At 73.0% G+C, this 21,490-nt stretch carries 27 protein-coding genes; 16 read left to right on the top strand and 11 right to left on the bottom strand.

Annotated features, from left to right (window positions below; all coding sequences use genetic code 11):
- Nucleotides 1–101: 101 nt before the first annotated feature.
- On the top strand, nt 102–941 hold the full coding sequence (locus tag PV721_RS01820) for a class I SAM-dependent methyltransferase (protein WP_319720967.1): 840 nt from the start codon (nt 102–104) through the stop codon (nt 939–941).
- 22 nt (nt 942–963) lie between these two features.
- Here the strand turns inward: PV721_RS01820 and PV721_RS01815 are convergent, their stop codons facing one another.
- The 3 genes from PV721_RS01815 to PV721_RS01805 all read right to left on the bottom strand — a co-directional run bounded on the left by PV721_RS01815 (nt 964) and on the right by PV721_RS01805 (nt 2,968).
- Complete coding sequence (locus PV721_RS01815; RefSeq protein WP_319720966.1) at nt 964–1,125, bottom strand: hypothetical protein; 162 nt, start codon at nt 1,123–1,125, stop codon at nt 964–966.
- Between the two features lie 15 nt (nt 1,126–1,140).
- Nucleotides 1,141–2,139 (bottom strand): NAD-dependent epimerase/dehydratase family protein, encoded by a 999-nt coding sequence (locus PV721_RS01810; RefSeq protein WP_319720965.1) that lies wholly within the window; start codon nt 2,137–2,139, stop codon nt 1,141–1,143.
- Nucleotides 2,140–2,332: 193 nt separating this feature from the next.
- The gene (locus tag PV721_RS01805) at nt 2,333–2,968 is read right to left on the bottom strand and encodes a TetR/AcrR family transcriptional regulator (protein WP_416371005.1); all 636 of its coding nucleotides are present in this window, start codon (nt 2,966–2,968) and stop codon (nt 2,333–2,335) included.
- Between the two features lie 126 nt (nt 2,969–3,094).
- Here PV721_RS01805 and PV721_RS01800 point away from each other — a divergent pair, with 126 nt between their 5' ends.
- The gene (locus PV721_RS01800; RefSeq protein ID WP_319720963.1) at nt 3,095–3,496 is read left to right on the top strand and encodes a VOC family protein; all 402 of its coding nucleotides are present in this window, start codon (nt 3,095–3,097) and stop codon (nt 3,494–3,496) included.
- A 4-nt stretch (nt 3,497–3,500) separates the two neighbouring features.
- On the opposite strand, the gene PV721_RS01795 is transcribed toward PV721_RS01800, so the two are convergent.
- Nucleotides 3,501–4,007 carry a GNAT family N-acetyltransferase gene (locus PV721_RS01795; protein ID WP_319720962.1) on the bottom strand — a complete coding sequence of 169 codons (507 nt, stop codon included), beginning with the start codon at nt 4,005–4,007 and terminating at the stop codon, nt 3,501–3,503.
- 226 nt (nt 4,008–4,233) lie between these two features.
- On the opposite strand from PV721_RS01795, the gene PV721_RS01790 reads away from it, so the two are divergent.
- Both PV721_RS01790 and PV721_RS01785 read left to right on the top strand, forming a co-directional pair.
- Nucleotides 4,234–5,646, top strand: a complete 1,413-nt coding sequence (locus tag PV721_RS01790) for a L,D-transpeptidase (protein ID WP_319720961.1) — start codon at nt 4,234–4,236, stop codon at nt 5,644–5,646.
- 38 nt (nt 5,647–5,684) lie between these two features.
- The gene (locus tag PV721_RS01785) at nt 5,685–6,383 is read left to right on the top strand and encodes an HAD-IA family hydrolase (RefSeq protein ID WP_319720960.1); all 699 of its coding nucleotides are present in this window, start codon (nt 5,685–5,687) and stop codon (nt 6,381–6,383) included.
- 64 nt (nt 6,384–6,447) lie between these two features.
- On the opposite strand, the gene PV721_RS01780 is transcribed toward PV721_RS01785, so the two are convergent.
- Nucleotides 6,448–6,993: a hypothetical protein gene (locus PV721_RS01780; RefSeq protein ID WP_319720959.1), complete on the bottom strand. Its 546-nt coding sequence runs from the start codon at nt 6,991–6,993 to the stop codon at nt 6,448–6,450.
- Nucleotides 6,994–7,195: 202 nt separating this feature from the next.
- The gene (locus PV721_RS01775) at nt 7,196–7,549 is read right to left on the bottom strand and encodes a PRC-barrel domain-containing protein (RefSeq protein WP_319720958.1); all 354 of its coding nucleotides are present in this window, start codon (nt 7,547–7,549) and stop codon (nt 7,196–7,198) included.
- A gap of 177 nt (nt 7,550–7,726) precedes the next feature.
- Between PV721_RS01775 and PV721_RS01770 the strand changes: the two genes are divergently transcribed.
- The 4 genes from PV721_RS01770 (at nt 7,727) to PV721_RS01755 (ending at nt 10,421) form a co-directional block, all read left to right on the top strand.
- Nucleotides 7,727–7,966: a hypothetical protein gene (locus PV721_RS01770; protein WP_319720957.1), complete on the top strand. Its 240-nt coding sequence runs from the start codon at nt 7,727–7,729 to the stop codon at nt 7,964–7,966.
- A 313-nt stretch (nt 7,967–8,279) separates the two neighbouring features.
- Nucleotides 8,280–8,696 (top strand): DUF5133 domain-containing protein, encoded by a 417-nt coding sequence (locus PV721_RS01765; RefSeq protein WP_319720956.1) that lies wholly within the window; start codon nt 8,280–8,282, stop codon nt 8,694–8,696.
- Between the two features lie 79 nt (nt 8,697–8,775).
- Nucleotides 8,776–9,768, top strand: a complete 993-nt coding sequence (locus PV721_RS01760; protein WP_319720955.1) for a Ku protein — start codon at nt 8,776–8,778, stop codon at nt 9,766–9,768.
- 92 nt (nt 9,769–9,860) lie between these two features.
- Complete coding sequence (locus tag PV721_RS01755; RefSeq protein WP_319720954.1) at nt 9,861–10,421, top strand: hemerythrin domain-containing protein; 561 nt, start codon at nt 9,861–9,863, stop codon at nt 10,419–10,421.
- Between the two features lie 100 nt (nt 10,422–10,521).
- Here PV721_RS01755 and PV721_RS01750 read toward each other — a convergent pair whose 3' ends face one another.
- Both PV721_RS01750 and PV721_RS01745 read right to left on the bottom strand, forming a co-directional pair.
- Complete coding sequence (locus PV721_RS01750; protein ID WP_319720953.1) at nt 10,522–11,145, bottom strand: nucleotidyltransferase family protein; 624 nt, start codon at nt 11,143–11,145, stop codon at nt 10,522–10,524.
- Nucleotides 11,146–11,221: 76 nt separating this feature from the next.
- On the bottom strand, nt 11,222–11,725 hold the full coding sequence (locus PV721_RS01745; RefSeq protein ID WP_319720952.1) for an ATP-binding protein: 504 nt from the start codon (nt 11,723–11,725) through the stop codon (nt 11,222–11,224).
- Nucleotides 11,726–11,916: 191 nt separating this feature from the next.
- Between PV721_RS01745 and PV721_RS01740 the strand changes: the two genes are divergently transcribed.
- The 4 genes from PV721_RS01740 (at nt 11,917) to PV721_RS01725 (ending at nt 15,052) form a co-directional block, all read left to right on the top strand.
- Nucleotides 11,917–12,876 (top strand): SigB/SigF/SigG family RNA polymerase sigma factor, encoded by a 960-nt coding sequence (locus tag PV721_RS01740; protein WP_319720951.1) that lies wholly within the window; start codon nt 11,917–11,919, stop codon nt 12,874–12,876.
- A 67-nt stretch (nt 12,877–12,943) separates the two neighbouring features.
- A complete protein-coding gene (locus PV721_RS01735) occupies nt 12,944–13,192 on the top strand; it encodes a BON domain-containing protein (RefSeq protein ID WP_319720950.1) in 249 nt (82 codons plus the stop codon).
- Complete coding sequence (locus PV721_RS01730) at nt 13,189–13,908, top strand: metallophosphoesterase family protein (RefSeq protein WP_319720949.1); 720 nt, start codon at nt 13,189–13,191, stop codon at nt 13,906–13,908. The genes PV721_RS01735 and PV721_RS01730 overlap by 4 nt, the downstream gene beginning before the upstream one ends.
- A 115-nt stretch (nt 13,909–14,023) precedes the next feature.
- Nucleotides 14,024–15,052, top strand: a complete 1,029-nt coding sequence (locus PV721_RS01725) for an NAD-dependent epimerase/dehydratase family protein (RefSeq protein ID WP_319720948.1) — start codon at nt 14,024–14,026, stop codon at nt 15,050–15,052.
- Between the two features lie 25 nt (nt 15,053–15,077).
- Here the strand turns inward: PV721_RS01725 and PV721_RS01720 are convergent, their stop codons facing one another.
- Together PV721_RS01720 and PV721_RS01715 are read right to left on the bottom strand one after the other, a co-directional pair.
- Nucleotides 15,078–16,283 (bottom strand): FUSC family protein, encoded by a 1,206-nt coding sequence (locus PV721_RS01720; protein WP_319720947.1) that lies wholly within the window; start codon nt 16,281–16,283, stop codon nt 15,078–15,080.
- A 305-nt stretch (nt 16,284–16,588) separates the two neighbouring features.
- Nucleotides 16,589–17,683, bottom strand: a complete 1,095-nt coding sequence (locus PV721_RS01715; protein WP_319720946.1) for a glutamate--cysteine ligase — start codon at nt 17,681–17,683, stop codon at nt 16,589–16,591.
- A 203-nt stretch (nt 17,684–17,886) separates the two neighbouring features.
- Between PV721_RS01715 and PV721_RS01710 the strand changes: the two genes are divergently transcribed.
- The 4 genes from PV721_RS01710 to PV721_RS01695 all read left to right on the top strand — a co-directional run bounded on the left by PV721_RS01710 (nt 17,887) and on the right by PV721_RS01695 (nt 20,385).
- Nucleotides 17,887–18,615, top strand: a complete 729-nt coding sequence (locus PV721_RS01710; protein WP_319720945.1) for an SOS response-associated peptidase — start codon at nt 17,887–17,889, stop codon at nt 18,613–18,615.
- Nucleotides 18,616–18,752: 137 nt separating this feature from the next.
- Complete coding sequence (locus PV721_RS01705) at nt 18,753–19,181, top strand: hypothetical protein (RefSeq protein ID WP_319720944.1); 429 nt, start codon at nt 18,753–18,755, stop codon at nt 19,179–19,181.
- Complete coding sequence (locus PV721_RS01700) at nt 19,178–19,414, top strand: helix-turn-helix transcriptional regulator (protein WP_416371004.1); 237 nt, start codon at nt 19,178–19,180, stop codon at nt 19,412–19,414. The genes PV721_RS01705 and PV721_RS01700 overlap by 4 nt, the downstream gene beginning before the upstream one ends.
- Nucleotides 19,411–20,385, top strand: coding sequence for an NAD(P)-dependent alcohol dehydrogenase (locus PV721_RS01695; RefSeq protein ID WP_319720943.1), 975 nt, complete (start codon nt 19,411–19,413; stop codon nt 20,383–20,385). The genes PV721_RS01700 and PV721_RS01695 overlap by 4 nt, the downstream gene beginning before the upstream one ends.
- Here the strand turns inward: PV721_RS01695 and PV721_RS01690 are convergent.
- Nucleotides 20,380–21,267 (bottom strand): endonuclease/exonuclease/phosphatase family protein, encoded by an 888-nt coding sequence (locus tag PV721_RS01690; protein WP_416371003.1) that lies wholly within the window; start codon nt 21,265–21,267, stop codon nt 20,380–20,382. The two genes, PV721_RS01695 and PV721_RS01690, sit on opposite strands and share 6 nt — an antisense overlap.
- Nucleotides 21,268–21,490 lie beyond the last annotated feature (223 nt).

Below are 21,490 nucleotides of genomic sequence, written 5' to 3'. Positions count from 1 at the left end.
GCGGACGGGGAATCCGTACGGGGGATTTCCGGTGCCGGTCGCCGCGGCGGGCCGGGTTGTGCCCCACCATCGGCGGATCGACCCCGGCCCGGGAGGACCCCATGAGCACCCCGTACGCGTCCGCCGCTCCGTACTACGCCCGCTACCGGCCCCCGTACCCGGCGGAGTTCTACGAGCTGCTCGCGGACCGGTTCGCGCTCGACGGCTCGCAGACCGTACTGGACCTCGGCGCCGGGCCGGGCCCGATCACCCTGGCCCTCGCTCCGCTGGCCGATCAGGTCTACGCCGTCGACCCGGAGCCGGCCATGCTCGCCGAGGGGTCCCGGCTCGCCGAGGAGCGGGGCCTGGCGAACACCTCCTGGCTGGCGGGCGACGCCGCCGGCATCGGCCGGCTCTGTCTGCCCCGCATCGACCTGTGCGTCATCGGCCGGGCCTTCCACCTGATGGACCGGTCCCGGGTGGCGGCCGAGCTGGACGGCGTACTCGCGCCCCGGGGCGGGATCGTCCTCGTCGACTCCGTGGCCCGGCCGGGCGTCCCGCGCCCGCCCTGGGCGGCGGTCGCCGAGGAGGTGTGCGCACGCTTCCTCGGACCCGGCCGCGGCAGGGCGGCCGACTGGGACGACGTGGACCGGTCGGGCGAGGCGGAGGGCACGGTGCGTCCGCGGGGAGCCGAGGGTGCGGAGGGCTCGGAGGACCACCTCGCCAAGTCCCCGTTCTCCCGCGTCGAGACCATCACCTGGGACCAGCGCCTGCGCCACACCGCGGACGAGGTGACCGGCCTCCTCCTCTCCTGCCCCGCCTGCGCCCCGGCCCGCTTCGGCGACCGCAGGGCCGCCTTCGAGTCCGAACTGCGGCAGGCCCTGCTGGACCACGACCCCGTCGGCACCTACGCCCGGACCGTCCGCGTCCGGGCCGTCATCGCGACGAGGCCCCGGCCGTGACCGCAGCTGCTGCCACACCTGTTCAGAGGGCCGGCAGGGGGTCGGCGGTGCCGGGGCAGTGGCCGTGGGACTCGTCGGTCGAGCTCCTGGCCGCCGGCAGGAGCAGCAGCCAGACGTAGCCGATGAGCGGGAGGACGGCCATGAGGACCATCCAGCCCGAGCGGCCGCCGCCGGGCACCGTCACCCGCCGCCGGCCGCCTCAGCCGTCGAGTGCGGGGAGCGCGGCGAGCAGTTCGCGCTCGCGGGCCGTGCTCAGGCCGGCCCGGCGGGAGCGGTCCAGTCCCTCGGCGCGTTCCCACTGCAAGAGGGCCTCCAGCATCTCCACGCGCGGGCGGTGGCGCAGTCCGGCCGCGCCCGCCGCGGCCCCGCTGCGTGCGGAGAAGCCCGCCCACTGGGGATCCGTCATCCACATGGCCATCGACTCGGGACCCATGAACTGCCCGACCCCCTGGTCGAGGAGCCACTGCGGGTCCGCCGTCGCCACCGGTCCGGTGTGGCCGGCCACGCGGCGCGACAGGTCGACCCACTCGTCGAAGGGGACGACGGGTCCGACGGCGTCGAAGGTCCCGGTGGCGCCCCGCTGCGCGAGGTCCAGCAGCCAGCCCGCGAGGTCGCGCACGTCGATCGCCTGGGTCGGCGGTCCGGGGGAGCGGGGGACGAGCATGGGCTGGTCGACCTCGCGGGCGGAGCGGGCCACCCAGTAGCCCGAACGCCCGCTGTGGTCGCCGGGCCCGCCGATCAGACCGGCCCGGGCGACGACGAGCCGGTCTCCGACCGCCGCGCGCGAGGCCGCTTCGCACGCGACCTTGGCCTCGCCGTATGCGTCCCGCTCGGCGTACTGGCCCTCGGTCGGCGCCAGCAGCGCGGCCGACTCGTCGGCGCCGACGGTGGCCTGGTCGGCGTAGGCGCTGACGGAGGAGACGTACGTCCAGTGCCGGGCCCGCCCCGCCAGGGCGCCGAGCGCGCCGCGGACGAAGGCCGGCTGCCAGGACACTTCGATCACGGCGTCCCAGTCGCGGCCGAGGAGTTCGGCGTAGGCGGAGTCCTGCTTCCGGTCCGCCGCCACCAGCCGTGCGCCGGGGACGACGGCCCCGCTCTCGCCGCGCGCCAGGCACGTCACCCCGTGCCCGCGCCCCAGAGCCTGCCGCGTGATCTCACGGCCCAGCCACGCCGTCCCGCCCAGTATCAGAAGATCCATTCCCCCACTTCAGCACTTCCTGCGTGCTCGTGGCCCGGGGTTCGCGCTCGGCGAAGGTGGGAGCGCCGCCCGGGCACCCGGTCGCGGCGGTCGCCCCCGTCGTCGCGGGCGCTCCGACCCCCGAGGGGCAGGAGCGGCTGCGGGAGATCGCCGGCTCCGGCTGCCGGCGCCGGTACGGGAGGCAGATCGGGGACTACGCCCTCGCCCCCGCGGGTGCGGGGCCGTCTCCGAGGGCGGCGGCGAGGAGATCGAAGAGGTGCGCCGCCTCCGGGGCCAGGGCGGCGGAGATCCGGTCGTTCGAGCGCCCCGCAAGGGTGAGCTCCTGGATGCGCCGGAACAGCAGGCGGTGCGCCGAGGCGAGGAGGGCGGCCGCTGCCCGGGGGGCGATGTCCGGGGCCGTGCCGGGGGTGAGGGCGGCCAGGGCCGCCGCGAGCGCCTCTTCGCGCTGCTCGTGGAGTTCGCGCAGCCGGGCGGTGAGCGTGGGGCTCTCCGCGATCATGCGGGCGAACTCGGGACCGGCGAAGCCCGCGACGGGGTCGTGGCCTTCGAGAGCCGCGTGGAACTCCCGCCGCAGGGCCGCCACGACGGGCTCGCCCTCGGCGCGCGCCGTGACGGCGCGGGCCAGGCTCTGCGTGAACTCCTCGTGGTGGTCGAGGGCCATGTCCTCCTTGCGCGCGAAGTAGTTGGTGACCGTCTTCTTGGCGACGCGGGCCGCCGTGGCGATCTCGGCGATGGTCGTCGGCTCGAAGCCCTGCTCGATGAAGAGCCGGGTGGCGTGATCGGAGATCAGCTGTCGCGTCTCCTGCTTCTTGGACTCCCGGAGTCCCATCTCGGTACTCATGTAAAAATCTTACACCCGTCGTAAAAATATCCTTGACCGAACGAACGGGCTCTGCTTAAAGTTACGTCCGTAGTAAAAATCGCTCGGATATAAGATTGCTCTCGAGGAGCCGCCGTGAACGTCACCACCTCCACCCTCTCGCTGACCGTCGCCGACGTGGACGCCTCCCGCGACTTCCTCTGCACCCACCTCGGCTACCAAGTGGCCGTCGCCGCCGACGGCTTCGCCTCCCTGACCCGCGGCGACGCCGCCGTGGACATCGTCCTGCTCCGCCTGGGCAGCGAGATCCTCCCGGCCGACCAGCGCGACCGGCGGGCGGGCGGTCTGATCCTCGCGCTCACGGTCGCCGACATCGGGGCCGAGGAGGCACGGCTGCGGGATGCAGGCGCGCCCATCACCATGCCGCTGCGCGAAGAGCCCTGGGGCGAGCGCCTCTTCCAGATGACCGACCCGAACGGAGTCGTCATCCAGCTCGTCGAGTGGAACACCGGCGCCCTCGCCGACCCCGCGCCGTAGCTCGTCAGACGTCGCGTCGCATGCAGGCGCGGGGCCACAGGTCCAGGCCGTGTTCCGACTCGCGGGCGCGGATCTCCCGCAGGCCCGGGGTGAGCCCGCCCTCGTCGAGCAGCCGGAAACCGCAGCGCGCGTAGTAGGGGGCGTTCCACGGCACTTCGGTGAAGGTGGTGAGCGTCAGGGCGGGCACCCCGTCGCGCGCGGCGAGCCCGGCCAGGTGCTCCAGCAGGGACCGGCCGATCCCGCGGCGCGCGCGGTCCGGGTGTACGGACACCTGCTCGACGTGGAGGTTGCCGTCGACGCGATCGGCGATCAGGTACGCGACCGGGGCATCGGCCGCGTCGACCGAGACCCAGGCCATGCCCGCCCGCTGGTAGCGGCCGAGCTCGCCGAGCGTCAACGGCTCGTCGTCGGCGATCTCCGGCATGCCGATGTCCCGGAAGCAGATCCCGGCGGCCCTCTCGATGTCCCGGAGGGCGGTCAGTTCGTTCACGTGTGCTGCGCGAATGGGCATGGGCGCATTGTCGGTGGGCGGGGTGTCCGAGGGCACCTGGGTATCGGCGCCTCGATGCGAGGCCCGAACCGGTCGGCCCGGCCGGGCGGTTGTGCTCCGTACGAGTTCTCTTGGAAGGCAGTTCGGCCCCGGAGCCGAGTCCATGATCATCATTTTGGCCCTCCATCGGTTTGATACGGCTATGCCACGAATGCGACGGACACGACCGACCAGGACTTGGGGTGCCGTGGCCGCGGTGACGGGGGCCATGCTGGTCGTCGCCGCAGCGCCGGGCCGGGCGCCCGATGCGGACACGACGGAAGGAACCCTCGGCGGTCCGCCGCGGGAGGCAGCGGTCACGCTGCTGGTCGGGAGGGTGCTGGAGGAGGGTCACGAGGCGGGCGAGGAGCAGTGCGCCGTCCGCATGTTCCGGCCCGGACTGTGCAGCGGCTGGCAGGAGCAGCGGGTGCTCGCCACCGCCCGCGGAGTGGGGTCCGTACTGAAGGAGCCCGCCCTGCGCGAGGGCGACGCGGCGCGCGCCGCCCGGCAGGAGGTGCTTCCCACGGACGCCGGCGGGCCGCTCGAGATCGCCCTCGCCGACGCCGGCCGGCTCACCGACGTCACCGTGCAGGACGGGCACGGCCGCCGTCTGGCCGGCGAGCTCGGCCCGCACAGCGAGCGCTGGCTGAACACCGAGCCGCTGCGCGCGGGGGAGACCTACACCGTGCAGGTCGGCGCCCAGGACGCGGGCGGCACCCCGGTCGGCGTGACCATGGCCTTCCGGACCGCACCGCCCGCGGACGGCGGCAGGCTGACGGTCGAGTTCGGTCCCGGCCCCGGCACGTACGGGGCGGGCGAGATCGTGACCGCCTCCCTCAGCAGGCCGGTGCCCGCCGACGACTTCCCGGCCCGCGCCCGCCTGGAGCAGGCGCTGCAGGTGACTTCGGAGCCGCACGTCGAGGGCGCCTGGCACTGGGTGGACGACTCGACCCTGCACTATCGGCCGCGGACGTACTGGCCCGCGCACACCGTGGTCCGCGTGCGCAGCGGTCTCGACGGGGTCGAGGTCGGGGACCACGACTACGGAGGCCCGTCCGAGGACGTGCAGTTCACCATCGCGGACCGGATCGAGGCCGTCACCGACTCCGCCACCCACCGGATGACCGTGCGCCGCAACGGACGGGTCATCAGGACGATCCCGGTGACCACCGGCAAGGCGGGCTTCAGGACCCGCAGCGGCATCAAGGTGGTACTGCGCAAGGAGCCCAAGGTCCGGATGCGCGGGGACACCGTCGGCATCCAGCGCGGCACCAAGGAGTTCTACGACCTGCCCGTCCTCTACGCCACGCGCGTGACCTGGAGCGGCGAGTACATCCACGCCGCCCCCTGGTCGGTCGCGGCGCAGGGCGAGGAGAACGTCAGCCACGGCTGCACGGGCATGAGCACCGAGGACGCCGCCTGGTTCTTCGACACGGTCCGCGAAGGCGACATCGTGGAGGTGGTGAACAGCGGCGGAGCGAAGATGGCCCCCTTCGACAACGGCTTCGGCGACTGGAACATGGACTGGCGGACCTGGCTGGCGGGCAGTGCCCTCGCGGGCGCGGAGGGAGACCGGCAGGCTTCACCGCCCACCCCGTCCCGGCTGCATCCGACGACCTGACCGCGACCGCCCGAACCGGCCTGCCCTACGATCACCACATGATCAAAGGAGTGATGTTCGACTTCTCCGGCACGCTGCTGCGCATCGAGTCGACCGAGGAGTGGCTCGCCGCCGCCCTCGCGGCGACCGGCGTACCGCTGGCCGGCGAGGAGTTCGGCGAGACCGCTCGGCGGCTGACCGAGTACGGCGCACTGCCGGGCGGGCCGGCGCCCCGGCAGGTGCCCGCACACCTCGAAACCCTCTGGAACGAGCGGGACATGAGCGCCGGCCGGCACCGCGCCGCCTACGGCGGACTGGCCGAGGCGGCCGGTCTGCCGGCGCCGGAGCTGCTGCAGGCGCTCTACGACCGTCACATGAGCCCCGCCGCGTGGCGGCCCTACCCGGACACCGCGACGACCCTGCGTGAACTGCGGCGGCGGGGGCTGCCGGTGGCCGTGGTCAGCAACATCGGCTGGGACCTCCGCCCGGTCTTCCGCGCGCACGGACTGGACGAGCTGGTCGACGCCTACGTGCTCTCCTTCGAGCTCGGCACCCAGAAGCCCGACCCGGAGATCTTCCGCGTCGCCTGCGACCGGCTCGGACTGGCACCCGCCGACGTGCTCATGGTCGGCGACGACCGCCACGCGGACGGCGGCGCGCGGGCACTCGGCTGCGCGGTGCACTTCGTGGACCACCTGCCGGTCGACCAGCGCCCCGGGGGCCTGGCGCCGGTCATCGACCTGCTCGGGACCCCGTAGGCCGCGGCCGGGGAAGCGTCGCGGAGGGGATCCGGCACCGGCGGCACCGGGCGTACCGGCCGTCTCAGCCGTTTCCCCGGACGTGCCCGGGCCCGAAGCCATCCACGTTCCACTCCCGAGGCAGTGCCCCGTCGCAGAACACGCAGACGAAGTGCTCCTCCCGCACGATGTTCAGCTCCCGGCAGGCGGGACACCGGCGGAACACCACCTCGTGGGTGAACCCGGGCGGGTGCCCGATCCCGGCGGCGTCCAGCGCGTCCGCGACGGCCGTCCACGAACCGGCGTCCGGGCAGTAGCCCGTGGACTGGTTGCTGACCTCGCGGACCACCCACCGGCCGGACGCCCGGCGGAAGCCGATCTCACCGGCGCCCAGGACAGGTCCCCCGCCGGCGCACGCCACGTGCTCACTGCGGCGCGGGGCAAGGCGCAGGACACCGGCGGTGTCGACGACGAAGGTGAAGGGCTCGGCCAGCTCCTCCGGCGCCAGCGCCGACGCCCATGCGTCGAAGTCCGCCGCCGAGCCGACCCTCCGGCCCTCGCTCTCCGGCCGGACCAGCGCCCGCAGGTCAACCGGCCCCACGTACCGGTAGCTCCGCCCTCGCTCGTCCATGGCCGTCAGCCTAAACCGGCCCGCGGAGCGCTGGCCGGGTGCCGTCCTCGGGGCCGTGCCCGACACCAGGCCCCAGGGCAGGCCCGACGCCGAGGACGGACTCGCCCTGAACCGTGCGCCGGGGGTCGTGCGCGCCCGGATCCACGAACGACGCCCAGTCGCCGCCTACGGGACGCCGCACCCCTGCTGGGGCCTTCGGTCCTCACATGTGGGACTGGCTGTAGTGCCGTGCGAACTGCTCCAAGTAGCTCGCCTCACCACTGTATTTCATCTCGTCGTACTCGGGGGCGTCCTTGATCTGCTCCTTGGTCCGGTTGACGTAGACCGTCCTCTCGGCCGTGTCGATGCGCTGGATGGTGCCGGCCGGGAGCAGTACGTGCTTGCCGAAGATCCAGACACCCGTGTCGACGACGAGATGGGAGGCGCCGACGGCATCGGAGTGCTTGTCGATCTTTCCGATGCTGCCGTCGGTGGCCTCGACCTTGTAACCGACGAGTTCGAGGCCCGGCTGGTGTCCGGAGGTCGGGTGGTAGCCCCAGATCTCTTCCTCGGCCATGGCTCATGCCTCTCCGTGCAGGCTGCCCGCCCGGGGCGGACAGGTCTCACTGTCTCCCCGGCGCCTCCCCGGATACGTCCCGCTCATGCACGGGGAGGCGCCCGGCCTCCGGCCGGAAGTTTCCGGCACCGCCGCGCGGGCAGGCGCCGGGACGGAACAGGAAGGAAGGGGTCTGCCATGGACGACCAGGGCGGCGCGGGAGGAGTCCCGCTGCACGGTCACGACGGCGAAGCCCGGCGCCCCGCACCACGCGCCAGGCCGCGGACGGGCACCCGGACCCGGGACGAGGACCAGGCCGAACGGGAACCCGGGACCACGCGAGCCGCGGACACCGACGAGGCAAGCCGCCTCGACCGGCCGGTCGGCCCGACCGGAGCGGACGAACGGCCGGCCCGCTGGAAGGGGCCCGCCGACTGACGCGCCCTTCACGGAGAGCGCGCCCTTCACGGAGAGCCGGCGAGCCGGAGGCCGGAGGGCCGGCGCGGACGGTTCCGCCTGCGGTGGCGGCTGAAGCTTTGCCTGCGGCAGGTGCACGCCGAGTACGCGAGGGTAAACCCTTCATGACTCCGTTCTGGCCCCCGTCTGCCTTCGGTTGAAGGGATGATCCCGCATGGTTCCTCGTATTCGTCATTCCTCGACCGAAAATCCCTCCGATGTTGCAGAGGGGACGATGACAGGCGGCCGGCGTGCGGTCGGCGATCCGGCGGTGGCCCGGGCGGTGGGGATGATCATGGCAATGACGCCGTGCTCGGCACGGGACGCCCACGTCGTCCTCGTCTCGGCAGCCGCGGCCGCCCACGTCACGGCCGCCGAGCTGGCCGCGGCCGTCGTCGCCGCACCGCAGGGGGCGGCGCTCCCCGCCCCTGTCGAGCGGGCCCTGCGACACGCGGTGGAAGCCGCCCGCAGCCCGGTGTGCCCCGCGTCCGCAGCGGCCGCGCCGGTGGCCATGCGCGCGAACCGGGCCCTGACCGAGAAGGTCCTCGCCCGATTCCGGGCCTGCCGGGCCAGGCTGGGCGCGGAGCCCGGGAGCGAGGACGCGCGCCGGGAGATGGACGACGTGACGTACACCCTGTGCGTGCTGATGGGCCGCCTCCGCGCGCACGACGCCGTCACGGCCGCCCAGGACCGCCTCGACCTGTCCGCATAGGGCTGACACCCGTCGGCATGGGGCTGGCGGGCGCGGGTAGACGTCGTGACCGGGGAGCTCCGGCAAGGCGGTGATCAGCATGGCCCGACCGGTCTGGACGGGAGTTCTGAGCTTCGGGCTGGTGAGCGTCCCCATCGGCATGTACACCGCGACCGACAGCCACACCATCCACTTCCACCAGCTGCAACGCGGCACCTCGGACCGGATCCGCAACCGGCGGGTGAACGAGCGGACCGGCAAGGAAGTGGAGCTCGACGACATCGTCAAGGGCTACGACACCGGCGAGGAGTACGTCCTGGTCGAGCCCGCGGAACTGGACGACATCGCGCCGGGCCGCTCCAAGATCCTGGAGATCAGCGGATTCGTGGACCTGGACGAGATCGACCCGATCTTCTTCGACCGGACCTACTATCTCGGCCCCAAGGGCAAGGAGTACACCAAGGTCTACGCCCTGCTCGAACAGGCCCTCGCCAAGAGCAACCGGGCCGGTGTCGCCACCTTCGTCATGCGCGCCCGCGAGTACCTCGTCGCCCTCAAGTCCGAGGACGGCATCCTGACCCTGCACACGCTCCACTGGGCCGACGAGATCCGCGACCCCCGGGAGGAAGTCCCCGACCTTCCCGCCGCCTCCGGTACGAAGACCGGCGCGAAGGAGATGAAGATGGCGGAGCAGCTCATCTCCGCCCTCGGCATGCACTGGGACCCCGGTGAGTTCCACGACACCTACCAGGAGAAGGTGGCCGCCCTGGTCGAGGCGAAGCGTGCGGGCGAGACCGTGGAGAAGGCCGAACTCCCGGCGGAGGCCACGAATGTGGTCGACCTGACGGAAGCACTGCGCGCCAGCGTCGAACGGGCCCGCGGCGGAGGCAAGGACGCCGGCCGGAAGGCGGGCGGCAAGAAACGCGCCCGGACGCAGACGTCCGACCTGGCATCGCTGACCAAGGCGGAGCTGTACGAAAAGGCGGCGTCGGCGGGGATCCCCGGCCGCTCCGGCATGACCCGCGACGAACTGCTGGAGGCCCTGGGCGGCTCGGGTTCGGGCGCGTACACAGGCACCGGCAAGGCCGCGTAGCGGCGCGGCATGAGCCGTCTCCTTCGGGGCAGGTGCGGACCCGTAAGGCCGGGCGGGGACCGCCCGGACGACCTGGAATCCGGAGGCACATCATGGGACATGGCGGAGACGTCGTGCGGGAACTGACCGCCGACCACGACGAGGTGAAGGACTACTTCGAGCAACTGCGCACCGCCATCGACGGGGACCGCAGGCGCGAGCTGGCCGACCTGCTGACCATCGAGCTCGTCCGGCATTCGGTGGCGGAGGAGGAGTACCTCTACCCGGCCATCCGCGAGCATCTGGACGGGGGTGACCGGATCGCCGACAAGGAGCTCGCGGACCATTCCCGGGCGGAGAAGCTGCTCAAGGAGATCGAGCAACTGGATCCCGAGGGCGCCGAGTTCAGCAGCCGGGTGGACGAACTGCGCATCGAGGTGCTCGCCCACATCAAGGACGAGGAGGAGAACCTCTTCCCGGCCCTGCGGCACAACTGCCCGCAGAGCGACCTGGACGACCTGGGCGACAGCATCCGCCGGGCGAAGAAGCTGGCACCGACCCGCCCGCACCCGGGCAGCCCGTCGACACCGCCGGCGAACAAGCTGATCGCCCCGGGCCTCGGCCTGGTGGACCGCGCCCGGGACCTCGTCACCGGACGAGGCAAGACGACCTAAGCCGCCACGGACGACGGGTGCCGGACCTCGGCACCCGTCGCGGTCCGTGTCCGCGGTCCTGTCAGCGGTCCGTGTCCGCTCTCCGCCCTACGCCGCCGTCTCACCGCCCGTCGCGGGGGGCGATGACGCGGAGTCGCTCCAGGAGGTACAGGAACGCGTCGGCCAGGGGCGCCGCCCGGTGGTCGTCGTCCAGCCGCTGCCAGTCGATCTGCTCCCGCAGCATCCGCGCCATCGGCAGCAGGTCCCCGAAGTCGCAGTAGTGCTCGCACAGGGCCGCGAGTTTGCTGTCCATGAGGTCCGTCGGCGAGAGCACCGGCATCCACACCGAGTCCACCGGCAACAGCACCGCCCGGTCCAGCAGTTCGCTGCTCACCGGGCGCCTGGCCAGCTCGAAGATCAGATCGATCTCCTCCCCTCCCGACCGGCCTTTCACCAGCCAGTCCTCGGGGGCGCGGCGCATCGCGATGTCGCCGTCCTCCAGGGCCTTGATCACGGCCTCGGAATCCTCGGGACGCACGCAGAAGTCGGTGTCGTGCTGGAAGTGGGCCGGCACGCCGTGCGCGAACGCGGCGACGCTGCCGGCGAGTGCGAACGGCTGCCCCGAGGCCTTCAGAAGCGCCGCCACCCGCTTGGTCGTCTCCAGAATGGCCTGCGTGTGGTCCTGCGGTAGCCGGGTTCTGTCCTCGGCCGCAAGATCCAGCTCATCGGAGGGAGGTGCCTTCATGGGACGCGCCTTACCGTTCGGGGGATGGTCAAACCCGCCCGGGGAGCGTCGGCGGCAGCCGGACAGGACCCGGCTGTCAGGGCGGGGGTACCTCCAGCCATACGGTCTTCCCGGAGGCGGCGGGCCGCCAGCCCCAGCTGCGGGACAGGCGGTCCAGCACCATCAGGCCGTGGCCTCCGGGGAGGGCCGGATCGAGGGGAGGATTCAGCACCGGGCGGTGGGGGCTGTCGTCGGTGACTTCGATCAGCAGCCCGTCGGCACCGTGACGCAGAACCAGCTCGCTGGGGCCGCCCGCGTGCAAGCACGCATTGGCGACCACCTCCGAGACCATGAGCAGCACGTCCTCCACCCGCTCCCGGCGCCGCGCCCGCTCGTCGTCCTCCCGCTGCTCCTGGACGGGGGACCTGTCGTCCTCCCCCTGCTCCTGGACGGGGGACCTACTGCCGCCCGGCTGCCGGTCACAGGCCGGGATCCACTGCCAGTCCGCGAGCGCCTCCCGGGTGAAGTCCCGGCAGCGTGTGACGGCCCCGGCCCGGCCGCGCAGCAGCAGCCGACGCGTCTGCTGCTGCGCTCTGGTCATGCACGGCTGCTGCCCACTGCGCCGGTCGTCATGCCTGCGCAGCAGGGTATGCCGCGGTGGGGTACGGCAGTGGGGTATGGCCGGGCAAAAGACGCGGCGGATGGCGAGTCGGCAGCGGATCAAAGGGTATAAACCGGTGTGAAGTCGACTGTACGGTCCGACATCCCCGTCGGAGGCGGAGGCCCCCTCTCATGACTCCGAACACGTCGAAGACGTCGCACACCGCTCATCCCTCGTACGCCGACAGCCGCGCCCCGGTCGATCCGCTGGTCGAGCCCCTGAAGGCCAGCACGGCCGACGCCCGCTCCCTCTCCGTTGTCCTCTTCCGGCGGCTGAGCACCCTGACCGAGGGGACCGCGGAGTACTCGTACGTCCGCAACACCCTCATCGAGCTCAACCTCAGCCTGGTCAAGTTCGCGGCCCGCCGCTTCCGCGGGCGCAGCGAGCCGATGGAGGACATCGTCCAGGTCGGCACGGTGGGCCTGATCAAGGCCATCAACCGGTACGACGTGACGCGCGGGGTGGAGTTCACCTCCTTCGCCCTCCCCACCATCACCGGCGAGATCAAGCGCTTCTTCCGCGACACCAGCTGGGCCGTGAAGGTACCCCGGCGCCTTCAGGAGCTGCGCCAGAGCCTGGCCAGGGCCTCGGACGAGCTGGAGCAGGCCATGGGCCGGCTCCCCACCGAAGCCGAACTGGCCGCCCACCTCGGGATCACCGACACCGAGCTGGCGGAGGGCCGCCAGGCCGCCCAGGCCTACTCCTCCCGCTCCCTCGACGTGTGCGTCCAGGAGGACGCCGACCCCGGCACGGCCCAGCGCGCCCTGGGCCGGGAGGAGCCCGCCTACGAGCGGATCGAGGACCTGGAGGCCCTGAAACCGCTCCTGGAGCGGTTGCCCGCACGCGACCGGGAGATCCTCTCGCTGCGCTTCGGGCAGGAGCTGACGCAGTCCGAGATCGGAGAGCTCCTCGGCATCTCGCAGATGCACGTGTCGCGCCTGCTCAACCGCACCCTGCAGCACCTGCGCAGCGGGCTGCTGACCGATGCTGCGCCGGCCGATCAGCCGGCGTCCGAGCCGTCGCCGGCTCCACCGGACGCCTGCCGGAGCGGAGCCCGGGGCGTACGCCGGGCCACCGCGGCGCCGGGATGACGGGCGCGATACGGCCGCTGATGGCGGGAGACGGCGCGAAGCCGCCCCGGTCAGGGAGGGAGACTCCGTGAAAGAGCCGGTGGAGTACCGGATCGAACACCTGAGGCAGCGGCTCGCCGCGGCCGACATCGCCGAACTGGGCGTCCGCGTCGACCTGCGCGGGGACACCGTCGTCCTGTCCGGCACCGTCTCGACGCCCGAATGCCGGGCCGCGGTGCGGCAGATCGCGGAGGCCGAACTGGCCGGCGTGCCCCTGCTGACCGACGTCGTGGTGGGCCACTCGGACCCCCCGGAGCACGTGGAGGTGCTGAAGTGATCCGCGTGGCCGCGGTCGGGGACATCCACCTCGGGCCGGACAGCCAGGGACTCCTGCGGCCGGCCTTCGAGACGCTGCCCCGCCATGCGGACGTCCTGCTCCTCGCCGGGGACCTCACCCGCCACGGCACCGCCGCCGAAGCCCGCGTGGTCGCGGCCGAGGTCGCCGAACTGCCCGTCCCGGTCGTGGCCGTGCTCGGCAACCACGACTACCAGAGCGACGAACAGGACACGGTGACCCGGGTCCTGGTGGAGGCCGGGGTGAGCGTGCTGGAAGGCGAGGGCGTGGTCCTCGACCTGGACGGGGTCAAGGTGGGGGTGGCGGGGACGAAGGGGTTCTGCGGCGGCTTCGCCGGGCGCAGCGGCAGCGAGTTCGGCGAGCCCGAGATGAAGTCCTTCATCGGCTACACCCGCAGGTGCGCCCAGGGGCTGTTCCGCGCGCTGCGCGATGTGACGGACGCGGGATGCGGCGTACGGATCGCGCTCACGCACTTCTCGCCGGTCTCGGACACCCTGGCCGGGGAGCCGCCGGAGATCTACCCGTTCCTCGGGAGCTACCTGCTCGCCGAGGCGATGGACGAGGCCGGCGCCGACCTCGCCGTGCACGGCCACGCCCACCGGGGCACCGAACACGGCCTGACCGCGGGCGGTGTGCGGGTCCGCAACGTCGCGATGCCGGTGATCGACCGCGCCTTCGCCGTCTACCACCTGGGGTGACCGTGATCCCCGCCGGGGCGCCGGCGCCCCGCCGATCCGCAGGAGCAGTCATGAACACCGCGCACAGCACCCGTAGGCACGAGGGCCGCGCCGGCCGGAAGGGACGGTGGGCGTCATGAGGGTCGTGGTGACCGGTGCGACCGGCAACGCGGGCACCAGCGTGGTCCGGGCCCTGGCACAGGACCGGTCGGTCACGGACGTCCTCGGCGTCGCGCGGCGCCTGCCGGGCCTCCACGTCCCCGGGGTGCGGTGGGCGGCCGCCGACATCGACCCCGGCGGCAGCGACCTGACCGAGCTCTTCGCGGGGGCCGACGCCGTCGTCCACCTCGCCTGGAAGTTCCAGCCCACCCACGATCCGGTGGAGACCTGGAGGACCAACGTCCTGGGCAGCCTCAGGGTCTTCGAGGCCTGTGCCCGCGCGGGAGTCCACGCCCTCGTCCACGCCTCCTCGGTCGGCGCCTACTCGCCCGGCCCCGACGACGGCCGCCCCGTCGACGAATCCTGGCCGACCCACGGCTGGCCGGGCGCCGCGTACACCCGGGAGAAGGCCTACCTCGAGCGCTACCTCGACGGCTACCAGCCGGCCCACCCCTTGCTGCGCGTCGTACGGATGCGGCCCGCCTTCCTGTTCAAGGAAGTGGCGGCGAGCGAACAGCGGCGCATCTTCGCCGGGCCGCTCCTGCCGTGGCGCCTGATCCGCCCCGGTCTCGTCCCGGCCGTACCCGCCGTCAGCGGCCTGCGCTTCCAGGCCCTGCACACGGAGGACGCCGCCGAGGCCTACCGGGCGGCCGTCGTCCGCCCGGTCCGCGGGCCGTTCAACCTGGTGGCCGATCCGGTGCTCGACATGCCTTCCATAGCGCGCCTGCTGAACGCCCGTACGGTGCCGCTGCCCGCCGGGGCCGCCCGCGCCGCGCTCGCCGCCGCCTGGCGGATGTACCTGGTGCCCGCCGCCCCCGGCCTGTTCGACGCCGTCCTGCGGCTGCCGCTCCTCGACGCGGGCCGCGCCCGGGAGGAGCTCGGCTGGATCCCCTCGCGCACCGCCACGCAGGCCGTGGGCGAGTTCCTGACGGGACTCCGGCGAGGGGCGGGCCTGGACACGCCGCCCCTCGCCGGATCGGGCGCCCGGGCGCGGGCGGGTCGGTGAGGGGACCGCGTGGCCCGGCCCCGGCTCAGGCCGGACGGGAGAAGAACCGCCGGGTCAGGCGGTGCAGCCGCGGATAGCGCTCGCGCCGCATGCGGGAGTGCCGGTCGAGCTCCTCGATGAGCCGCTCCGAGCGCTTGTCCACGCCCAGTTCGTCGAGCACCCGGTCCGCCTCGGCGAGCAGCGCCCCGTACAGCTGCCACGCCCCCGGGTGGACACCCGCCTCCTCCTGGAGGAGCACGGCGAGGTGGTCCCGGCTGGCACGGGCCGTCGTCAGCTCCCGGGCCAGTTTCTCCTCGGCCTGTTCGGCGTTGGCGCTGACCTGCGCGGTGATCAGCTCTGCGAAGCTCTCCACGGCGATGGCCAGGTGCGCGTACAGCTCGCGCAGGGCGCCGGCGATGGGCGGCGGGAACAGCGGACCCGACTGGTGCGACTTCGCGAGGTCCGTCAGGGTCCGGCAGGAGACCCGCAGCACCACCGCGCAGATCTCCAGGGTGTCCAGCCCGGTGCGCAGCACCAGACGGAACAGGAGTCCCTCACGCACCCGCGGGTTCAGCCGCAGGCTGTCCTCCGCCTGCCGCAACGAGGCGTCGACCAGCGCGATGTCGTTGTCGAGCCGACGGGCCTCGTGGAGGTGGGCGGCGGCCTTCTCGACCGGCGTGTGCTCGGCGAGCTGGTCGCCGATGTGGCCCAGGAGGGCACGCATGCGCCGGGCGAGGTCAGTGATGGCCTCGCTCGCCGGCCCGATCCACACGGGGGGCACGAACAGGAAGTTGAACAGCAGACCGACCGCCGCGCCGATCAGCGTCTCCAGCACCCGGTCCCAGGCGGTGTCCGTCACGCTGGTCACGCCCAGCACCAGCATCGCGCTGATCGCGACCTCCGGTACGAACTCCCCGGCCTTCACCAGCGGCCCGATGATGAGCGAGACCAGGATGATCAGCCCGAGGCTCCACCAGGTCAGGCCCACGAGCGCGCTGAAGCCGATCGCGAGCAGCACCCCGGCCACGACTGAGTTGACCCGCCGGATTCCGGTGGTCAGCGTGGAGTAGAGGGTGACCTGGACGACGAGCAGTGCGGTGAGCGGAGCCGTCAGGGGGGCGGGCTCGTCGCTCACCCGGAGCGCGACGACGTACGAGATGACGGCGGCCAAGGTCGAGCGGACGGTCTGCACGACCGCGGGTTCCCGGTGACGGCGGACGAGGGCGCGCAGTGGGGCGATGGCTTGTGGCATATTCCGCCCCTTCCCCGCCGGCGGAGAGATCAACGGGGCGTCGACGCGCCTCTTGCGCCGCAGGAGCCGCCGCCGCCCTCCCCGCCCTCGCCGCCGAACCAGTAGTCTCCCGCGGCCAGTGGCCACGAGGCCGCCGTCCGGTTCCGGGGCTCGGCACCGGGGCCTGCGGGGCGCCGGCGGACCTCGGCCTCGTCGTCAGGACGCTCGCGTTCCAGCACGGGAAGGCTCCCTTCAGCGGGGTGGGGGACTGGTTCCATCCTCGGGTCCCGCACCCGATGGCGCACCACGAGAGCGCTGCGCGCCGTTCAGGGAGCGGTGCTCTGGTTGGTGATCAGGTCGATCAGTGCCGGCATGCCGCCCTCCCACAGTGCCCTGCGCTGCCGGTCGGCCGCGGTGCCGTCCCGTAGCAGGCGGTGGACGAGGGAGGTCACCTCGCGGAGGTCCCCGGCCTCGTCCAGCGCCGGCCGGATGTGGCGCACGAGAAGGGCCACGGCCGCGCGGGCATCGAGGCGGGCTCCGTCCGGCCCGACGAGCGGTCCCCCCACGCCGTGGCGGGCGGCCTGCCAGGTCGCGGCCTGCATCATCTCCTGCGTGAAGGAGGGCGCGGGCACCCCGCAGGCGGCCTCGTCGAGGGCGGTGGCGACCAGTGCCCGCACGATGCCCGCGAACATCACGGCGTCGTCGGCCCGCAGCTGCACGTCCGCGCACCTGATCTCGACCGTCGGGTACTTCTCCGAGAGCCTGGCGTGCCAGTACAGCTGGCCCGTGTCCGCGATGACACCCGATTCCACCAGTTCGGCCGCACGCCGGTCGTAGTCGGCGTCGTCACGGAAGACAGGGGTGGGTCCGCTCACCGGCCACCGTCCGAAGACGACGGTGCGCCAGCTCCCGAAGCCGGTGTCGTGACCCTCCCACAGCGGGGAGTTCGCCGACATCGCCAGCACCGTCGGGAGCCATACGCGGATCCGGTTCAGCACGTCGACGCCCTGGGCCCGGTCCGGGATTCCGACATGCACGTGCATGCCCGTGATCAGCTGCTCGTCGACCAGGCGGGCGGCGTGGTTGCGCATCGCCAGGTAGCGGGTCACGGGTGTGACGGGTACCGGTGTGGCCCCCTTGACCGGCGCGGTCCCGCTCAGCGCCGCCTTGCAGCCGGTCGACTCGGCGGCGGAGCCGACGGCGTGCCGCAGGCGCAGCAGGTGGCCGCCGATCTCCCCGAGGTCGGTGCAGACGGGCGTGGCGACCTCGACCTGGGCCTGGAGGAGCTCGGCCTGGACGTCGTCCTCCGCGGAGACCGGATCGAGGCCGGCTGCGACCCGCACCGCGGCGCCGCGGGGGACCGGCAGCCCGGTGTCCGGATCCACCAGCAGATACTCTTCCTCGACCCCGACAGTGATCATCTGTGTGCGTACCCTGCCGTCGTCCGATGCGTGCGAGCAATGTGTGCCTCCGTCTGCCCGCCAGGGCCGTTCCGCAAACCGGCCGCCACCTGCGGCGAGCCGGTGCCGGTCCCGCGCGGATGTCTGCGCTCCGCTTCTGTCGGGGTCCGCGTACCGCGGCGTGTACCCGCCGGGAAGCCGGCTCAGGTGGCAGGGTGGACGGCATGTGCGGCCGTTACGCTTCCACCCGCAGCCCCGAAGACCTGTCCGGCCTCTTCCAGGCGGCGCCCCCGGATCCCGGGCACGTGCTGGAGCCGAGCTGGAACGTCGCCCCCACCGACGCGGTGTGGGCGGTGCTGGAGCGCGCCGACCGCGGGACGGGCCTGCTGGAGCGACGGCTGCGGCCCCTGCGGTGGGGACTGGTGCCGTCGTGGTCGAAGAGCCCGACCGGCGGCGCGAAGATGATCAACGCGCGGGTGGAGACGGTGCACGAGAAGCCGGCCTACCGGCGGGCCTTCGCGAAGCGCCGGTGCCTGCTGCCGGCGGACGGGTTCTACGAGTGGCAGCCCGTTCCGGCCTCCGGCACCGCGAAGGCGTACAAGCAGCCGTACTTCATCCGCCCCGAGGACGGCGAGGTGATGGCGATGGCCGGGCTGTACGAGTTCTGGCGCGACCCCTCCGTGGCCGACGACGACGATCCGGCCGCGTGGTGGGCGACCTGCACCATCATCACCACCGAGGCCACCGACGCGGCCGGCCGCGTGCACCCCCGCATGCCCCTCGCCCTCGCCCCGGCCGACTACGAGGCTTGGCTCGACCCGGCCCACCAGGACCCGGACGAGCTGCGCTCCCTCCTCGCCGCGCCGGCGGGCGGCGTGCTGGACGTCCGCGCGGTGTCGACCGCCGTCAACAACGTCCGCAACAACGGCCCCGAGCTCCTCGACGCGCCGTAGGCCGTCCCGCGGGGCCGGAACACCGTTCGAAGTACGGCCGCAGGCCCTCGCCGCACGGGCATGTATAGAAATCTTGACACCGTGTTGCGCTTGCTTGACACTGCAGGTGTCGGGTTTTCTTTACATGGGGAGTGGCTGTGGCAGTAGAGGAGAAACGCGCGTGGATCATGATCGTGGTGACGGTCGTGTCCTACGGGGCGTACCTGGCCGTGATCCTGGGGCGGGCAGGCGAGATCCCGCTCGCGCAGGTGCCGTACGAGGCCGCGCTGCTGTGGACGGTCGGCGCGGCGATCGTCGCCTCGATCGCCCTGCACGTCACGGTGGCACTGCTCGGGCCGAAGGAGGACAACACCAAGGACCAGCGCGACCGGGAGATCCACCGCTTCGGCGAGTACATCGGACAGTCCTTCGTCGTGATCGGCGGCGTGGCCGGGCTCGTCCTGGCCATGGCCGAGGCGGACCAGTTCTGGATCGCCAACGCCATCTACCTGGGGTTCGTCCTGTCGGCGCTCCTCGGATCCACGGCGAAGATCGCCGCCTACCGGCTGGGCTTCCAGCCGTGGTGAGGCCCACGAAGGTCACCAACACCATCCGTGCCCTGCGCTTCGCCAACGGCGAGATGACGCAGGCCGAGCTCGCCCGCCGCATCGGCGTGACCCGGCAGACCGTCATCGCCATCGAGCAGGGCCGCTACTCGCCCTCCCTCGAGAAGGCCTTCCAGATCGCCCGCGTGTTCGCGGTACCGCTCGACGCGGTGTTCCAGTACTCCGAGACCGAGGCAGAGGAAGACGACTCATGAAGGCCATCGTCCAGGACACTTACGGACCGCCCGCGGTCCTGCGGCTCGAAGAGACCGACCGGCCGGTGCCGGGCCGCGGCGAAGTGCTCATACGGGTCCACGCGGCCGGTGTCGACCAGGGCGTCTGGCACCTGATGGCGGGCATGCCGTACGCGCTGCGCGCCATGGGCTTCGGCCTGCGGGCGCCCAAGGTGCGCGTCCGCGGCATGGACCTCGCGGGGCGGGTGGAGGCCGTCGGCGCGGACGTGAGCCGCTTCCGGCCGGGCGACGAGGTGTACGGCAGCTGCGACGGGTCGTTCGCCGAGTACGCCTGCGCCAAGGAGGACGCGCTCGCACCGAAACCGCGCAACGTCGGCTTCGAACAGGCCGCCGCCGTGCCCGTCTCCGCGTGCACCGCGCTCAAGGCCCTGCGCGACGTCGGACGGGTCGGGGCCGGGCAGTCCGTCCTCGTCCTCGGCGCGTCCGGCGGAGTGGGCACGTACGCCGTGCAGTTGGCCAAGGCGTTCGGCGCCCGCGTCACGGGGGTGTGCAGCGCCGCCAAGGCGGACCTGGTCCGCTCCATCGGCGCCGACGAGGTCGTCGACTACACGGAGCACGACCCCGTCGACGGCAGCCACCGCTACGACCTCGTCCTCGACATCGCCGGCAACCGCCCCGTCTCCCGGCTCCGCCGTGCCCTCACCCCGCGCGGGACCCTCGTCATCGTCGGCGGGGAAGGGGGCGGCCGGTGGATCGGCGGCAACGAGCGGCAACTGGGCGCGCTCCTGATGACCCCGTTCGTGGGCCACCGCCTGCGCACCGTCGCGGCCATGGAGCACCACCACACCGACCTGGAGGTCCTCACGGAGCTCATCGAGGCCGGCTCGGTGACCCCCGTCGTCGACCGGACCTACCCGCTGGCCGAAGTACCCGATGCCATCCGCTACCTGAGGGAGGGCCACGTCCGGGGAAAGATCGTGATCCGGCTATGAGGCGCCGAGCGTGATGCGGGCGGCGACCGGTAGGTGGTCGCTGCCGGTCGCGGGCAGGGTCCGGACCTCGGCCGCCGTCGCCGAACGGGTCAGGATCTGGTCGATCCGGGACACCGGCAGGGCTGCGGGCCAGCTGAAGGCGAGCCCCCGCCGGGGCGCCTGCAGCCGCGAGGTGAGCGGGGCGAGACCGCGGTCGTCCACCGTGCCGTTGAGGTCGCCCAGCAGGATCACCGTGTCCAGCCGCTCGGCGGCGACGGCTGCGCCCAACAGGCCCGCGCTCTCGTCCCGCGGGCCGGAGCTGAAACCGCCCGGCCGGATGCGCACCGAGGGCAGGTGGGCGACGTACACGGCGATCTCGCCGCGAGGCGTGCGCACGCCGGCCCGCAGGCCACGGCTCCAGCCCTCCCCGATCCCGGCCGGCTTGATGTCCAGGCGCCGGACGTCCGTCAGCGGATACCTCGACCAGAGTCCGACCGTGCCCTCGACCGCGTGGTGGGGGAACTCCCCGGCCAGGGCCGCCTCGTAGGCCGGCAGGGCGGCGGGCGTCAGCTCCTCCAGGGCGACGAGGTCCGGCGCGGCCCGGATCAGGCCGGCCGCGGTGCCTGCGGGGTCGGGGTTCTCGTCGCTGACGTTGTGCTGGACCGCCGTGATGTGGTGGGGGCCGCCGTCGGAGGGGAGCAGCAGCCCGCCGAAGAGGACCGCCCACGCGGCGGCGGGCAGCAGCAGGGCCAGCAGCGCGGTGGCCGAGCGGCGCACCAGCGCCGGTACGAGCAGGACCGGAACCGCCAGGCCCAGCCAGGGCAGGAAGGCCTCCAGCAGGCTGCCGAGGCGGCCGACACCGTTGGGCACCGCCCGGTGGAAGACCAGGAGGCCGGCGGCCAGTACGGCGAGTGACGCCGGGACGCGCCCACGCGTCCAGGCCGAGCGGCCCCGCGCGTCCCTGCCCCAGCGCCACCCGGCGCGACGACGCCACCGATTGCCGTGACCCCACCGATTGCCGCGACGCCACCGGTCGTCGCGATGCCACCGGTCACCCCGGCGCGGCCGGTCGCCTTCGCACACACCGCTGTCGGCCCGCTCCACCACTGCCGCCCCGCCCATCCGC

Origin of the sequence: Streptomyces sp. MB09-01, assembly GCF_033794505.1 — a bacterium.
GTDB lineage: Bacteria > Actinomycetota > Actinomycetes > Streptomycetales > Streptomycetaceae > Streptomyces.
Note: the sequence above shows the minus strand (reverse complement) of the source record. Positions and strands in the feature narration are given on the sequence as shown.